This is a genomic window from Streptomyces sp. NBC_00885, assembly GCF_045207475.1.
In the GTDB taxonomy this organism is placed as follows: domain Bacteria; phylum Actinomycetota; class Actinomycetes; order Streptomycetales; family Streptomycetaceae; genus Streptomyces.
In genome coordinates this window covers 7,199,087-7,214,583 of the sequence record NZ_CP108796.1, presented here as the reverse complement: position 1 = coordinate 7,214,583, position 15,497 = coordinate 7,199,087, and the positions used below count along the sequence as shown (strand labels likewise).

15 protein-coding genes are annotated in these 15,497 nt (G+C 69.4%); all 15 read right to left on the bottom strand.

Features of this window, described 5'->3' with window-relative positions; genetic code table 11:
• Positions 1-60: 60 nt before the first annotated feature.
• A complete protein-coding gene (locus OHA61_RS32875; RefSeq protein ID WP_406306072.1) occupies positions 61-2,631 on the bottom strand; it encodes a RelA/SpoT family protein in 2,571 nt (856 codons plus the stop codon).
• A gap of 225 nt (positions 2,632-2,856) precedes the next feature.
• Positions 2,857-3,399, bottom strand: coding sequence for an adenine phosphoribosyltransferase (locus OHA61_RS32870; protein ID WP_406306071.1), 543 nt, complete (start codon positions 3,397-3,399; stop codon positions 2,857-2,859).
• The gene (gene secF / locus OHA61_RS32865; protein ID WP_406306069.1) at positions 3,396-4,496 is read right to left on the bottom strand and encodes a protein translocase subunit SecF; all 1,101 of its coding nucleotides are present in this window, start codon (positions 4,494-4,496) and stop codon (positions 3,396-3,398) included. The genes OHA61_RS32870 and secF overlap by 4 nt, the downstream gene beginning before the upstream one ends.
• 1 nt (position 4,497) lies before the next feature.
• On the bottom strand, positions 4,498-6,255 hold the full coding sequence (gene secD, locus OHA61_RS32860) for a protein translocase subunit SecD (protein WP_406306068.1): 1,758 nt from the start codon (positions 6,253-6,255) through the stop codon (positions 4,498-4,500).
• Between the two features lie 146 nt (positions 6,256-6,401).
• The gene (gene yajC / locus OHA61_RS32855) at positions 6,402-6,914 is read right to left on the bottom strand and encodes a preprotein translocase subunit YajC (protein WP_406306067.1); all 513 of its coding nucleotides are present in this window, start codon (positions 6,912-6,914) and stop codon (positions 6,402-6,404) included.
• Between the two features lie 164 nt (positions 6,915-7,078).
• Complete coding sequence (ruvB, locus tag OHA61_RS32850) at positions 7,079-8,158, bottom strand: Holliday junction branch migration DNA helicase RuvB (protein WP_406306066.1); 1,080 nt, start codon at positions 8,156-8,158, stop codon at positions 7,079-7,081.
• Positions 8,159-8,189: 31 nt separating this feature from the next.
• Complete coding sequence (gene ruvA, locus OHA61_RS32845; RefSeq protein WP_406306065.1) at positions 8,190-8,810, bottom strand: Holliday junction branch migration protein RuvA; 621 nt, start codon at positions 8,808-8,810, stop codon at positions 8,190-8,192.
• Entirely contained in the window at positions 8,807-9,349 is a 543-nt protein-coding gene (ruvC, locus tag OHA61_RS32840; RefSeq protein WP_324978444.1) for a crossover junction endodeoxyribonuclease RuvC, read from the bottom strand. Before ruvC ends, ruvA begins: the two co-directional genes overlap by 4 nt.
• A gap of 164 nt (positions 9,350-9,513) precedes the next feature.
• Positions 9,514-10,266: a YebC/PmpR family DNA-binding transcriptional regulator gene (locus OHA61_RS32835; RefSeq protein ID WP_406306064.1), complete on the bottom strand. Its 753-nt coding sequence runs from the start codon at positions 10,264-10,266 to the stop codon at positions 9,514-9,516.
• Positions 10,267-10,329: 63 nt separating this feature from the next.
• A complete protein-coding gene (pdxT, locus tag OHA61_RS32830) occupies positions 10,330-10,929 on the bottom strand; it encodes a pyridoxal 5'-phosphate synthase glutaminase subunit PdxT (protein ID WP_324978448.1) in 600 nt (199 codons plus the stop codon).
• Positions 10,929-11,843, bottom strand: a complete 915-nt coding sequence (pdxS, locus tag OHA61_RS32825; protein ID WP_406306063.1) for a pyridoxal 5'-phosphate synthase lyase subunit PdxS — start codon at positions 11,841-11,843, stop codon at positions 10,929-10,931. Before pdxS ends, pdxT begins: the two co-directional genes overlap by 1 nt.
• Before the next feature lie 147 nt (positions 11,844-11,990).
• Positions 11,991-12,536, bottom strand: coding sequence for a hypothetical protein (locus OHA61_RS32820; protein WP_324978451.1), 546 nt, complete (start codon positions 12,534-12,536; stop codon positions 11,991-11,993).
• A gap of 241 nt (positions 12,537-12,777) precedes the next feature.
• On the bottom strand, positions 12,778-13,938 hold the full coding sequence (locus OHA61_RS32815; protein WP_324978453.1) for a glycosyltransferase family 4 protein: 1,161 nt from the start codon (positions 13,936-13,938) through the stop codon (positions 12,778-12,780).
• On the bottom strand, positions 13,935-14,831 hold the full coding sequence (locus tag OHA61_RS32810; protein WP_406306062.1) for a phosphatidylinositol mannoside acyltransferase: 897 nt from the start codon (positions 14,829-14,831) through the stop codon (positions 13,935-13,937). Before OHA61_RS32810 ends, OHA61_RS32815 begins: the two co-directional genes overlap by 4 nt.
• Complete coding sequence (pgsA, locus tag OHA61_RS32805; RefSeq protein ID WP_324978456.1) at positions 14,831-15,496, bottom strand: phosphatidylinositol phosphate synthase; 666 nt, start codon at positions 15,494-15,496, stop codon at positions 14,831-14,833. Before pgsA ends, OHA61_RS32810 begins: the two co-directional genes overlap by 1 nt.
• Position 15,497: the final 1 nt, after the last annotated feature.

Below are 15,497 nucleotides of genomic sequence, written 5' to 3'. Positions count from 1 at the left end.
CATGGAAGGGCCCCCTGTACGTCGCGCGTCGCGTACAGGGGGCCCTTCCTCTGCTCTGCGCTAAGGCCTGCGCGCCGAGGTCACGCGGTAGACGTCGTAGACGCCCTCCACGCCCCGTACCGCCTTCAGTACGTGCCCGAGGTGCTTCGGGTCGCCCATCTCGAAGGTGAAGCGCGAGGTGGCCACCCGGTCGCGGGAGGTCTGGACGGCCGCAGACAGGATGTTGACGTGCTGGTCGGAGAGGACCCTCGTGACGTCCGAGAGCAGCCTGGACCGGTCCAGCGCCTCGACCTGGATGGCGACCAGGAAGACGGAGGACTGGGTCGGGGCCCATTCGACGTCGAGGATGCGCTCCGGCTGCTGCGAGAGCGAGTCGACGTTGACGCAGTCCGCCCGGTGAACCGATACGCCACTGCCGCGCGTGACGAAGCCGATGATGGGGTCACCGGGGACCGGCGTACAGCAGCGGGCCAGTTTGACCCAGACGTCCTCGACACCCTTGACGACCACACCGGGGTCGGCGTTGGCCCGGCGCTTGGAGCGGCTGCGCGAGGGCGGTGTGCTCTCGGCGATGTCCTCGTTGGCGGCCTCTTCGCCGCCCAGGGCCTGCACCAGCTTCTGTACGACGCCCTGCGCGGCCACATGGCCCTCGCCGATCGCCGCGTACAGGGACGAGATGTCGGGGTAGCGCATCTCGTGCGCCAGCGTGACGAGCGAGTCGCCGGTGAGGATGCGCTGGATCGGCAGGTTCTGCTTGCGCATGGCCCGCGCGATGGCGTCCTTGCCGTGTTCGATCGCCTCCTCGCGGCGCTCCTTGGAGAACCAGGCGCGGATCTTGTTGCGTGCCCGCGGCGACTTGACGAAGCCGAGCCAGTCTCGCGAGGGGCCGGCGCCTTCGGCCTTGGAGGTGAAGACCTCGACCAGGTCGCCGTTGTCGAGGGTCGATTCGAGCGGTACGAGCCGCCCGTTGACCCGCGCTCCTATGGTCCGGTGGCCCACCTCGGTATGGACGGCGTAGGCGAAGTCGACGGGAGTGGCACCCGCCGGAAGCGCTATGACGTCGCCCTTCGGCGTGAAGACGAAGACCTCGTTGCGGGAGAGGTCGAAGCGCAGGGACTCCAGGAACTCGCTGGGGTCCTCGGTCTCCTTCTGCCAGTCCAGGAGCTGGCGCAGCCACGCCATGTCGTTGACGGTGTCCTGGCCGGCGGTGCCCTTGCCCGCCTTGGGCACGTCGGTACGGACCTTGGAGGTGCCGGCGACGGTCTCCTGCTTGTACTTCCAGTGCGCGGCGATGCCGTACTCGGCACGGCGGTGCATGTCGAAGGTGCGGATCTGCAGCTCGACGGGCTTGCCGTTGGGACCGATCACAGTGGTGTGCAGCGACTGGTACATGTTGAACTTGGGCATCGCGATGTAGTCCTTGAACCGGCCGGGGACCGGGTTCCATCGCGCATGGACCGTGCCGAGCGCCGCGTAGCAGTCCCGGACGGTGTCGACGAGGACACGGATGCCCACCAGGTCGTAGATCTCCGCGAAGTCACGGCCGCGGACGATCATCTTCTGGTAGACGCTGTAGTAGTGCTTCGGCCGCCCGGTGACGGTGGCCTTGATACGGGCGGCGCGCAGATCGGACTGGACCTCGTCGGTCACTATGGCGAGGTACTCGTCGCGCTTGGGCGCCCGCTCGGCCACGAGCCGCACGATCTCGTCGTACATCTTGGGGTAGAGGATCGCGAAGGCGAGGTCCTCCAGCTCCCACTTGATGGTGTTCATGCCCAGCCGGTGAGCAAGCGGCGCGTAGATCTCAAGGGTCTCGCGGGCCTTCTTCTCCTGCTTCTCCCGCTTGAGATAGCGCATCGTGCGCATGTTGTGCAGCCGGTCGGCGAGCTTGATGACCAGGACACGCGGGTCCTTGGCCATGGCGACGACCATCTTGCGTACGGTCTCGGCCTGCGCGGCCTCGCCGAACTTGACCTTGTCGAGCTTGGTGACGCCGTCGACGAGCAGGGCCACCTGGTCGCCGAAGTCGCGGCGCAGCGTGTCCAGGCCGTACTCGGTGTCCTCGACGGTGTCGTGCAGCAGCCCCGCCATCAGCGTCGCCGGGTCCATGCCGAGCTCGGCGAGGATCGTCGTGACGGCGAGCGGATGCGTGATGTACGGGTCGCCGCTCTTGCGCTTCTGGCCGCGGTGCCAGCGCTCGGCGACCTGGTAGGCACGCTCGACCTGACGCAGCGTGGAGGTCTCGATCTTGGGGTCGTTGCTGCGCACTATCCGCAGCAGCGGCTCCAGGACGGGGTTGTACGGCGACGAACGCTGGACGCCCAGACGGGCCAGACGGGCGCGCACCCGGTTCGAGGAGCCGCCCGTCCGGGGGACGGCCGCGGGCGTGGGCCTGGGGGTGGTCGTGGGCAGGGGCGCGGGGACAGGGGCCGCACCGTTCGCACTTCCCTGGGAAGCACCTCCCAGCGGCAGCTGGGGGACTTCGGCCGGCGGGATCCCCATCTCGCTCCGCTCGGACACTCCCGGCTCCGGCTTCTCGGCCGGCTTGTTCTCGGGCGTGACAGGGGCTGCCGCGGCCTTTTCGGCCTGCTGGTCGGGCTGCGCGGCGGCGTGCTGGGCCTCGTCTGGCAAGAGCGCTCCTCGTGCGGTTCCGGGTCCCCCGGTCAGGCCCGGAGAAGCCATGGTATCGACCTCGGAGTTCTGGTGCTCAGGAGGCCGCAGGTCCGGACATGACAGGAGAGGGCACCCCCATCGCTTCGGGTGTCCTCTCGTCACTGCGCGCCGCCGGGGGACGGCGCACAAAGAACGGGCGCCCGGGAAGATCCCGGGCGCCCGTTCCTCGATCGACCCATCGGGTCAGAGCGTGATCAGCGCCTCCAGCGGAGCCCCGCGCAGCGCAGGCTCCAGACGGGTGCGGCCGCCGAGGAAGCCGAGCTCCATCAGCACCGCGACGCCCGCGACATCGGCTCCGGCCCGCCGGATGAGCTCCAGCGAGGCCTCGGCGGTGCCGCCGGTGGCGAGGACGTCGTCGATGACCATGATGCGGTCGCCCGCGCGCAGGTCCTCGGCGTGCACCTCGATCTCGGCGGTGCCGTACTCCAGCTCGTACGCCTGGGAGAGCGTCGCTCCGGGGAGCTTGCCCGCCTTGCGTACGGGAATGAAGCCGAGCCCGGCCCGGATGGCGACCGGTGCGCCCAGGATGAAACCGCGCGCCTCCAGACCGACGATCTTCGTGGCCTCGTAACGCGTGGACAGCTCGGCGAGCACGTCGGTCAGAACCGTGAAGGCCTCCGGGTCCGCGAGCAGGGGCGTGATGTCCTTGAACATCACGCCCGGCTTCGGATAGTCCGGGACGTCACGGATGCGGCTGAGCAGCAGCTCCGAGGCGGCGGCGGTCATCGGCGCTTGCCCGAGGGACGGCCACGGCCCCGGTTGCCGCGCGGACCCACGACGGCGCCGGCCGGTGCCACGTCGCCCGACACGTCGTCCTGTGGTTCCTCGGAGTCCTCCGCCGACGCGCCCTCGGCGGCTGCCTTGGCGCGCTTGGCGAGCACCCGCTTCTTCAGGGCCTTCATCTGCGGCTCGCGCTCCTTGAGGTCGGCGACGAGCGGCGTGGCGATGAAGATCGAGGAGTACGCACCGGCCGCGAGGCCGACGAACAGCGACAGCGAGATGTCGTTGAGCATTCCGGCACCGAGGACGCCGCCACCGATGAAGAGCAGTCCGGCAACCGGCAGCAGCGCGACGACGGTGGTGTTGATGGAACGCACCAGCGTGCCGTTGAGGCTGCGGTTGGCGATCTCGCTGTAGGTGTAGCGGGTCTGCTTGGTGATGTCCTTCGAGCCCTCCTTGAGACCGTCGAAGACGACGACGGTGTCGTAGAGGGAGTAACCGAGGATCGTCAGCAGACCGATCACGGTGCCCGGTGTGACCTCGAAGCCCACGAGTGCGTACACACCGATGGTGATGGTGAGGTCGTGAATCAACGCGATCAGGGCGGCGATGGCCATGCGCCACTCGAAGGCGATCGCGAGGTAGATGACCACCAGGAGCATGAAGACCGCGAGACCGGTCCATGCCTTGTTGGCGATCTGCTCACCCCAGCTGGGGCCGACGATCTCGGCGTTGATCTTGTTCACCGGGATGTCGAGCTTGTCGGACAGCGTCTCGTTGACCTTGTTGGCCTGGGCCTGGTCGAGCTCGCTGACCTGGATCCGCAGACCGCCGTTGCCGAGCTTCTGGACGATCGCCTCATGGCCCGAGGCGTCAATGGCGTACGTCCGTGCCTGGCTGACGGAGACGCTCGTCTTCGGGGTGGTGAAGACGGCGCCGCCCTTGAACTCGATACCCAGGTTGAGACCCTGCACCGCCAGGCCGAGGATGGCCGTGATGGTGATCAGGATCGAAACCCCGTACCAGATCTTCCGCTTGGCGACGAAGTCGTAGCCGACCTCGCCGCGGTAGAGACGGGCGCCGAGAGTGCCAAGTCGCGACATCTCACGCCTCCTTCGGGTCGATGGGGGCGGAGGCGCGACGGGAGCGGCGCAGCGGGGGCTTGGCACCGAGCCGCTTCGGGTCGAGGCCGGACCACGGGTGACCGTCCGCGAAGAACTTCTTGCGGGCGAGCAGGGTCATGATCGGCTTGGTGAAGAGGAACACCACGACCACGTCGAGCACGGTGGTCAGGCCGAGAGTGAACGCGAAGCCCTGGACCTTGCCGACGGTGACGATGAATAGCACCGCGGCGGCGAGGAAGGACACGAAGTCGGAGACCAGGATCGTGCGCCGGGCGCGCGGCCAGGCACGCTCGACGGCGGGCCGCAGCGTACGGCCCTCGCGGATCTCGTCGCGGATTCTCTCGAAGTACACGATGAACGAGTCCGCGGTGATACCGATCGCAACGATCGCACCACACACCGCGGGCAGGTTCAGGGCGAAGCCGATACCGGGGCCGAGCAGAGCCATGATCGTGTACGTCAGGATCGCGGAGACGACGAGGCTGAGGATCGCGATCAGAGCCAGGCCGCGGTAGTACGCCACCAGGTAGATGATGACCAGCGCGAGACCGATCGCACCGGCGATGAGGCCCGCGTGCAGCTGCTCGCCGCCGAGGGCGGCCGTGACGGTCTGGACGCTCTGCTCCTGGAAGGAGAGCGGAAGCGCACCGTACGACAGGATGTTGCCCAGGTCCTGGGCGGACTGCTGAGTGAAACTGCCGGAGATCTCGGCGTTCGCGCTCAAGGTCGTGCGCACCGAAGGCGCGGAGACGACCTCACCGTCAAGGACGATCGCGAACTGGTTCATCGGAGGCTGCTGCTGCGACAGCTTGCTCGTGATCTTCTGGAACTTCTTCGAGCCACCGTCGGTGAAGTCCATCTGCACGATCCACTGACCGGTCCGCTGGTCGATCGTGGCCTTGGCGTCGTCGACGTCCTTGCCATTGACCTCGGCGGGGCCGAGAACGTACTTCTCCCACTGCCCGTCGGAGTTCTTGCCGCAGGCGACGAGCGGGTCGCTGGGCTTGACGCCGACACCGGCCGCGACGCGGGCCTCCTTGTTCGTGCAGTCGAGAGCCAGGAACTGCTTCTGCAGCTTGTCGGCGCCCGCTGTGTCCCCGGAGGGGGGCGGCTTCGGCGTCCCGGAGGGCTTGCCCGAACCGGCGGGGGTCGGGGTCGGCTTCGGCGCCTTGAGGGCGTCGGTCACCGCGCGGCCCTGGGTGGTCGGTGTGGCCGAGGGGGTGCCGGACGGCGCGTTGGCCGTCGGCTTGCCCGTCTCCTTGGCCTTACCGTCCTTGGCCTTGCCGGACGGCGAGGCGCTCGGGGTGGGCTGGGGAGCGGTGGGGGTGCCCGCGGCGACCGTCAGCACCGGCCGGAAGTAGAGCTGGGCGGTGGTGCCGACCTGCTCACGGGCCTGCTGGGAGTTGGTCCCCTTGGGGATGTTGACGATGATGTTGCGTTCGCCCTGAGTCTGAACCTCGGCCTCGGAGACGCCGAGACCATTCACACGGCGCTCGATGATGCCGACCGCGGTGTTCATGTTGGTCTCGTTGATCGCGTCCGGCTTACCGGGTTCGTTCTTCGCCTCGAGCGTGATGGACGTACCGCCCGCCAGGTCGATACCCAGACGCGGCGTGAGCTGTCCCGCCAAGAACATCCCGCCAGTGAGCGCGACCATGGCGATCAGGATCAGAGCCAGGGCGCGCCCCGGCTTGCCCTGAGCCCCCGCGGGCCTTCGGCCCCTATTCGGTGCTGCCACCTTCTCGTTTCTCCCTGTCCAACCGCCCCGCGCCGGGTGTGCGCCGGGGCGGCCACGAAGTGTTGTGGGGACCTGCCCCCGCAGAATTCAACACGACCGTGGGACCGCCGGGCACCGGTAGGCGCTCGCGCGGTCCCCGACCATGGCTACTTCGCGTCGGTCTCGCCGTCGGCCTTGCCGTTCTTGGTCTCGGCGTCCTCGGGCTCGGCGTCCGCGACCTCGGTGTCGTCGGCCTCGGCGTCGGCGGCCTCGGCGTCGGCGGCCTCGGGCTTCTTGCCGAGGTCGATCTTGGCGTCGTCCGAGGAGTCGGAGTCGGTGGCCTCGGTCAGCGAGGAAGCGTCGTCCGGAACGATGGGGCTGTCGGACTTGAGGTCGCCGTCGCCGTGCACGATGCGGTTGTACTCCTCGTCGTCGAGGACCGCCCCGATCGAGTTCTTGGCGAACACCAGGTGCACGCCGGGGGCCGCCTCGAGGAGAACCGTGTCGTGGTTGACCTCCTTGACGGTGGCGTACAAGCCGCCGATGGTCCGCACGCCGGTACCGGGCTGCATCTGGTCACGCATCTGCGCGGCCTGCTGCTGCTTCCTCTTGGCGGAGCGGGTCATCAGGAACATGGCCCCGATGAGCACGATAAAGGGGAGGAGGGTCAAGATATTCACGGGGCGGAATTCCTTCGCACGACCGCGCGGATGAACGGCCTGATCTACGGGGGTGGGCACGCCGACCTTTAAGGGCGGCATCGGCGGAGTCTAAGCGAGTCCGCATCATTGGAACAACGCCCAGCATCCCACCCTGGTTCCTGGCCCGGCGAGTATCCGCGCCGTCACGTCCCGAACAGACCCTGTTGTCCGCCTGTGCCGGGGGCCTGCTGAGGCGGTACGAGGCCCAGGTGGGCCCATGCGGCAGGGGTGGCGACCCGGCCGCGCGGCGTGCGGGCCAGCAGTCCCTCCCGTACCAGGAAGGGCTCGGCCACCTCCTCGACCGTCTCGCGCTCCTCCCCCACGGCCACCGCGAGCGTCGACAGCCCCACCGGGCCCCCGCCGAAGAGCTTCAGCAGCGCCGTAAGGACGGCACGGTCGAGGCGGTCGAGTCCGCGGGCGTCGACCTCGTACACCTTCAGGGCTGCGGCTGCCACCTCGCGGGTGATCAGGCCGTCCACCTTGACCTGGGCATAGTCCCGGACGCGGCGCAGCAGCCGGTTGGCGATGCGGGGCGTGCCGCGGGAGCGTCCGGCGATCTCTGCGGCGCCGTCGGCCTCTATGTCGAGGTCGAGAAGCTGTGCGGAGCGGTGGATCACGCGCTCCAGCTCCGCGGGCTCGTAGAACTCCATGTGCGCGGTGAAGCCGAAGCGGTCGCGCAGTGGGGGCGGCAGCAGCCCTGCCCGGGTGGTGGCCCCTACCAGCGTGAACGGAGGCAGCTCCAGCGGAATGGCGGTGGCTCCCGGGCCCTTGCCGACGATCACGTCGACCCGGAAGTCCTCCATGGCCATGTAGAGCATCTCCTCGGCGGGCCGCGACATCCGGTGGATCTCGTCGAGGAAGAGAACCTCACCCTCCTGGAGCGAGGACAGGATCGCGGCCAGATCACCGGCGTGCTGGATGGCCGGGCCCGAGGTGATCCGGATCGGGGCGTTCATCTCCGCCGCGATGATCATGGACAGGGTGGTCTTGCCGAGGCCGGGGGCGCCGGAGAGCAGGACATGGTCGGCGGTGGCGCCACGGGCGAGAGCCGCCTTCAGGACGAGGTCCAACTGCTCCCGGACCCGTTCCTGGCCGACGAACTCGTCCAGCGACTTCGGCCGCAGTGCCGCCTCGACAGCCTGGTCCTCGCCGTCGGCGGACGCGCCGACGAGCCGCTCAGCGGCGATGTCGTCGGTCGTCGGTGCGGTGTCGTCCCAGTTCACAGTGGATTGCCTCGCGCGTCGATGGCTGGAGTCAGCGGGTGCGGTTCAGGGTCTGCAGGGCGGCCTTGAGGAGCGAGCCCACCGAAGGCGCTCCCTCGGCGGCCTCGGCCTGCGGGGAGACAGCGGCGACAGCCTCGTCCGCCTCGCGGGTGGCATAGCCGAGGCCGATCAGCGCGGCGTGCAGCTGGTCGCGCCACGCCATGGGGGCCGCCGCGGCGGCGATGCCCTGCCTGCCGATGTGGGCGCCGACCGGCTCGCCGAGCCGGTCCTTCAGTTCGAGCAGCAGCTTCTGCGCACCCTTCTTGCCGATGCCCGGCACCGCGGTCAGCGCCCTCTCGTCACCGGTGGCCACGGCGACGCGCAGCGCGTCCGGGGTGTGCACGGCGAGCATCGCCTGGGCGAGGCGCGGTCCGACGCCGCTCGCGGTCTGCAGCAGCTCGAAGACCTGGCGCTCGTCGTCGTCCGCGAAGCCGTACAGCGTCAGCGAGTCCTCCCGTACGACGAGGGAGGTGGCGAGCTTGGCCTCCTTGCCGATACGGAGCTCGGAGAGGGTGTTCGGGGTGCACTGGACGGCCATGCCGACCCCGCCGACCTCGATGACCGCGGTGGTGGGGGCGAGGGCGGCGACCGGGCCGCTCACAAAGGCGATCATGCGGTACGGCCTTTCGGTGCGTGCACGGTGCGATGTGCGGCGACGGCTTGCTGGAGGCGATTGTGCGCGGGCGCCCGCCAGATGTGACAGATGGCGAGCGCGAGAGCGTCCGCCGCGTCGGCGGGCTTGGGCGGAGCGTCGAGCCGCAGCAGCCGGGTCACCATCGCGCCGACCTGCGCCTTGTCGGCCCGGCCGCTGCCGGTGACGGCGGCCTTGACCTCGCTGGGCGTGTGCAGGGCGACCGGGATACCGCGGCGGGACGCGCAGAGCATAGCGATCGCGCTGGCCTGTGCGGTGCCCATGACCGTGCGCACGTTGTGCTGGCTGAACACCCGCTCCACCGCGACGCATTCGGGCCGGTGCTCGTCCAGCCACCGCTCGATGCCCTGCTCGATGGCGACCAGCCTCAGGCCCAACTCGGCGTCCGCCGGGGTTCGTACGACACCGACGCCGAGCATGGTCAGGGGACGGCCCGCGACGCCCTCGACCACGCCGACACCGCAACGCGTCAACCCCGGGTCCACACCGAGTACCCGCACCCCGCCCCCCTCCTTGCGGCTAAACCGCCGCCGCTCTCGCGGAGGTGGTCACTCGCCGTCGTGCCTTCTCAATTTGATGGTTGCGGTCGTCAGGCTAACCGGAGCCACTGACAAAGCGGCGGGCCGACGGGGTGTGTCCCGTCGGCCCGCCGTTTGACTGCCTGTCAGGCGTCGACCTTCTCCATGATCTCGTCCGAGACATCGAAGTTGGCGAAGACGTTCTGCACGTCGTCGCTGTCCTCGAGCGCGTCGATCAGCTTGAAGATCTTTCGTGCGCCCTCTTCCTCCAGCTCGACCTGCATGGTCGGGACGAAGTTGGCCTCGGCCGAGTCGTAGTCGATGCCGGCCTCCTGGAGCGCGGTGCGCACCGCGACCAGGTCGGTGGCCTCGCTGAGCACCTCGAAGGACTCACCGAGGTCGTTGACCTCTTCGGCGCCCGCGTCGAGGACGGCACCGAGCACGTCGTCCTCGGCGAGCTCACCCTTGGGGACGAGGACAACGCCCTTGCGGTTGAAGAGGTACGAGACCGAGCCGGGGTCGGCCATCGAGCCGCCGTTGCGGGTCATCGCGACGCGGACGTCGGAGGCCGCGCGGTTGCGGTTGTCCGTGAGGCACTCGATGAGCACCGCGACGCCGTTGGGGCCGTAGCCCTCGTACATGATCGTCTCGTAGTCGGCGCCACCGGCCTCGAGACCGGCGCCGCGCTTGACGGCGGAGTCGATGTTCTTGTTCGGGACCGAGCTCTTCTTCGCCTTCTGGATGGCGTCGAAGAGGGTCGGGTTGCCCTCGACATCGGCGCCGCCGGTGCGGGCCGCGACCTCGATGTTCTTGATCAGCTTCGCGAAGAGCTTGCCGCGCTTGGCATCGATCACGGCCTTCTTGTGCTTCGTCGTAGCCCATTTAGAGTGGCCGGACATCTGCCTGTCTCCTTCGCGTAACCCATTCCTGCTGCGTTCGGCAGAGATCCTACCGGGACGACGTCACTGGGCGGCGCGCACCATGTCCACAAACAGACCGTGCACCCGGTGATCGCCGGTGAGTTCAGGGTGGAACGAAGTGGCCAGGACATTGCCCTGCCGTACGGCGACGATGTGGCCGCCGTGCTCGGCGAGAACCTCGGCCTGGGCGCCGACCGACTCCACCCAGGGGGCGCGGATGAAGACACCCTCGACCGGTCCACCGTCCACACCCGCGACCTCGACGGCCGCCTCGAAGGACTCGTTCTGCCGGCCGAAGGCGTTGCGGCGGACGATCATGTCGATGCCGCCGAGCGTCTCCTGGCCCGAACGCGGGTCGAGGATCTTGTCGGCGACCATGATCAGACCGGCGCAGGTGCCGTAGACGGGCATGCCGGTGGCGATCCGCTCGCGCAGCGGCTCCATCATGCCGAAGAGAACCGCAAGCTTGGACATGGTGGTGGACTCGCCGCCGGGGATGACAAGGCCGTCGACCTCGGCGAGCTCCTCGGGGCGCCTCACCGGCCTGGCCACGGCGTCAGCCGCGGCCAGGGCGATCAGGTGCTCCCGTACGTCGCCCTGCAGAGCCAGAACTCCGATCACAGGGGAGCCGGGAGTGGTCATTACCAGCCTCGGTTCGCGTAGCGCTCGGTCTCCGGCAGGGTGTCGCAGTTGATGCCGACCATGGCCTCACCGAGGTTGCGGGAGGCGTCCGCGATGATCTTGGGGTCGTCGTAGAAGGTGGTGGCCTTCACGATGGCCGCGGCGCGCTTGGCAGGGTCGCCCGACTTGAAGATGCCGGAGCCGACGAAGACGCCCTCGGCGCCGAGCTGGCGCATCAGCGCGGCGTCGGCGGGGGTGGCGACGCCACCGGCGGAGAAGAGGACCACCGGCAGCTTGCCCAGCTCGGAGACCTCCTTGACCAGCTCGTACGGGGCGCGGAGCTCCTTGGCGGCGGCGTACAGCTCGTTGTTGTCGAAGCCGCGCAGCTTGGCGATCTCGTTCTTGATCTGGCGCAGGTGGCGGACGGCCTCGACGACGTTGCCGGTGCCGGCCTCGCCCTTGGAGCGGATCATGGCCGCGCCCTCGGCGATGCGGCGCAGGGCCTCGCCCAGGTTGGTGGCGCCACACACGAAGGGGGTGGTGAAGGCCCACTTGTCGGAGTGGTTGACCTCGTCGGCCGGGGTCAGCACCTCGGACTCGTCGATGTAGTCGACGCCGAGGGACTGCAGCACCTGGGCCTCGACGAAGTGGCCGATCCGGGACTTGGCCATGACCGGGATGGAGACGGCCTCGATGATCTCTTCGATCATGTTGGGGTCGGACATCCGGGCCACGCCGCCGTCCTTGCGGATGTCGGCGGGGACCCGCTCCAGGGCCATGACGGCCACGGCGCCCGCGTCCTCGGCTATCTTCGCCTGCTCGGCGTTGACCACATCCATGATCACACCGCCCTTGAGCTGCTCGGCCATGCCGCGCTTGACGCGCGCGGTGCCGGTCTCGGGGGCCTGCGGGATGGTGGGAAGCGTGCTGGACACGGATGGACCTCACTCGGAGACGACGTTGTAGTGCCTCACCGATGGAACATGCGTGGACCAGTCCACTGCAAGGGCCAATGAACAGCCGGTGGATCGTTTTCGAAGGTCAGGTGCGGGTCGCTCAGGTGCGGGTCGCTCAGGTGCCGGTCATGTGCCGGGGCGGTCCGCCAGGGCGACCGGGGGCTCGTCGTCCATCTCGAAGGCCAGCGGGAACGGCGCGTGGCCGGCCAGCCGGAACCAGCGGACCTTGCGGTGCCGGCGCAGGGCGCGGGCCGCGCGTACGGCGTCGTTGTGGAAGCGGCGCGCCATCGGGACGCGGCGTACGGCCTGGGCAAGCTCGCCCGCGGCATCCTCGCCGCCCGGGACCGCGCGTACGGCCTCGACCTGCGCGGCCTCGCCGAAGACGGCCCGCAGCGCGGCACTGAGCTCGCTCTCGGCGACCTCGCGCTGCTCCTCCTCCGCCTGGCGGGCGGCGTGCGCGGCCTCGTACAGCACGATCGACGCGGCCGGATCGAGCACGCCGGAGGTGGCGAGCTCCTGGGTGACCGAGGCGCGGCGCAACAACTGGGCGTCGAGCGCGGCGCGGGCGGCGTCGATACGGGAGTGCAGCCGGTCGAGCCGTCCGGCGGTCCAGCTCAGATACAGGCCGATCGCGACGAGGGCGACGACGATCCAGATGAGGGTTACGGTCACGGGCGGCAAGGCTACCGGTGGCGGCGTGTCGCCTGCGGCGGGGCTGTTCAACCGGGGGCGCTGCCCCCGGACCCCCGCGCCTCAAACGCCGGCGGGGCTGAGATGTGCGGCAGGGCCGCACATTCAGCCCGTCCGGCGTTTGAGGACATGCGGCCGAAGGTCGCATACGGGGTCCGGGGCGAAGCCCCGGCGGGGTCTGGGGGCTTGCCCCCAGTTCGGGAAGGGGCGGGTCGGGGAAAACTCAGTCCCGCGCCAGCCCGAACCTCGCCCGGAACCCCGACCTCTCGTCCGCCGCCACCGACGCCGCCCCGTCCGTCACCGTCTCGTAGACCGCCAGGATGTCCGCCCCGACCGTCGACCAGTCGAAGCGGCGTACGTGCGCGCTGCCCCGGGCGCGCAGTTCCTCCCGGCGGACCGGGTCGCCCAGGAGGCCGATCGCCGCCGTGGCCAGGGCGTCCGCGTCCTCGTTGGCGAAGAGTTCGCCGGCCGCGCCCTGGTCCAGGACCTGGGCGAAGGCGTCCAGGTCCGAGGCGAGCACCGGCGCGCCCGCCGACATCGCCTCGACGAGGATGATGCCGAAGCTCTCCCCGCCGGTGTTGGGCGCCACGTACACGTCGACGCTCCGCAGCAGCCGTGCCTTGTCCTCGTCGCTGACCATGCCGAGGAACTCCACCTGCCGCCGCATGTCGACGGGCAGTGACGCGACGGCTTCCTCCTCGTCGCCCCGCCCGGCCACCAGCAGTCTGGTCGCCGGCCGCTCCGCGAGGATCTTGGGCAGGGCCTTCATCAGCACCGGCAGGCCCTTGCGGGGCTCGTCGATGCGCCCTATGAAGCCGATCGTGTCGCCCTGCCACTCGGCCTTCGGCTCGGCCTTGTCGAAGAAGCCGACGTCGACGCCGTTCGGGATGACGACCGCGTCGCCGCCCAGGTGCTCGACCAGGGTCCGCCGGGCGTACTCGCTGACCGCGATCCGGGCGCTGATCTTCTCCAGTGCGGGCTGCAGGATCGGATACGCCGCGATCATGGCGCGGGAGCGCGGGTTCGAGGTGTGGAAGGTGGCCACGATCGGGCCCTGCGCGGCCCAGCAGCTGAGCAGGCCCAGTGACGGCGACGTCGGCTCGTGGATGTGGATGACGTCGAAGGTGCCGTCGTGCAGCCAGCGCCGTACCCGCGCGGCGGACAGAAAGCCGAAGTTGAGCCTGGCCACCGAGCCGTTGTACGGGACCGGAACGGCCCGCCCCGCCGAGACCACGTACGACGGCAGAGGTGTCTCGTCGTCCGCCGGTGCCAGCACCGACACGTCGTGGCCGAGCCGGATCAGATGTTCCGCCAGGTCTCTGATGTGGAATTGGACGCCACCCGGTACGTCCCAGGAGTACGGGCAGACGATGCCGATCTTCACAGCGGCCGCTCCTCGAGGTCCGCGAGCCACAGCCGCTGCAGCATGTGCCAGTCCTCCGGGTGCTCGGCGATTCCCGTGGCGTAGGCGTCGGCCAGCGCCTGTGTCATCAGCGACGTCTTCTCGTCCTTGGTACCTGTCTCGGGCACCTCCACAGGCGGGTGGATCTGCCCCCGCATAAGCGGCGCTTCGTCGTACCACAGCGTCACCGGCAGCAGCAGCGCGCCGGTCTGCTGGGCCAGCATCGCCGGCCCGGCCGGCATCCGGGCGCTCTCGCCGAAGTACTTCACCTCGACACCCGATGCCGACAGATCACGGTCGGCGACCAGGCAGACCAGGCCGCCGGAACGCAGCCGCCGGGCCAGCGTGCCGAAGGCGGAGCCGCCCGTGTGCGGCAGCACCTCCATGCCGAGGCTCTCGCGGTAGGCGACGAACCGGTCGTACAGCGTCTCGGGCTTGAGCCGCTCGGCGACCGTGGTGAAGGGAACGCCCAGGCTTCTGGTCACCCACACGCCCGCGAGGTCCCAGTTCGCCAGGTGCGGCAGCGCGAGGATCACTCCTCGGCCCGAGGCGAGGCCGTCCGTCAGATAATGGGAGTCCTTGATCTGGACGTTGTCGGTGACGCGCTCGGCGCTCCAGGTGGGCAGCCGGAAGGACTCCATCCAGTACCGCATGTACGAGCGCATACCGGCCTTCGACAGCTCGGCGAGGCGCTCGGGGCCCGCGTCGGGCACGACGCGGGCGAGGTTGGACTCCAGCCGCAGCACGCTCTTGCCGCGCCGCTTCCACGCGATGTCCGCGATGGTGCGGCCGAGCGCGGCGGCCGCCGGCTCGGGCAGCTTCTTGACCGTGCTCCAGCCCAGGCCGTACAGCCCGTCGGTCAGCCGCTCCCGCATCACGTCGCCTCAGCCTCGTTCCCCTGCGCCGCGGCGGCGTCGGCCTCCGCGGACTCCCGCCGTACCGTCACGACCCGCTGCCCGAGCGTGACCAGGCTGCCGACGGCCACGATCCACAGCGCGATCGGCAGCAGTACCTCGATCCCCGGCACCCCGAAGGTGTGCAGACCCGCGAGCCCGGCGGCGACCAATGAGATCACCAGTCGCTCGGCCCGCTCGATCAGCCCGTTGACGGCGACCGGAAGACCGATCGATTCCCCGCGCGCCTTGGTGTACGAGACGACCTGGCCGCTCGCCAGACAGAAGATGGCGACGGCACACATCACATTGTCGTCCCCCGTGCCCGCGTACCAGAGCGCGAATCCGCCGAAGATCGCGCTGTCCGCGACCCGGTCGAGCGTCGAGTCCAGGAAGGCTCCCCACCGGCTCGAAACCCCCGCCTGCCGCGCCATGTTGCCGTCGACGAGGTCGGAGAAGACGAAGGAGGTGATGACGATCGTGCCCCAGAAGAACTCTCCCCTGGGGAAGAAGACCAGCGCACCCGCCATCACTCCGGCCGTGCCGATGAGGGTGACCGCGTCGGGGCTCACCCCTCGGCGGAGCAGAAACGCGGCGAACGGTGTGAGGACACGCGTAAAAAATGCACGCGCGTACTTGTTCAGCATG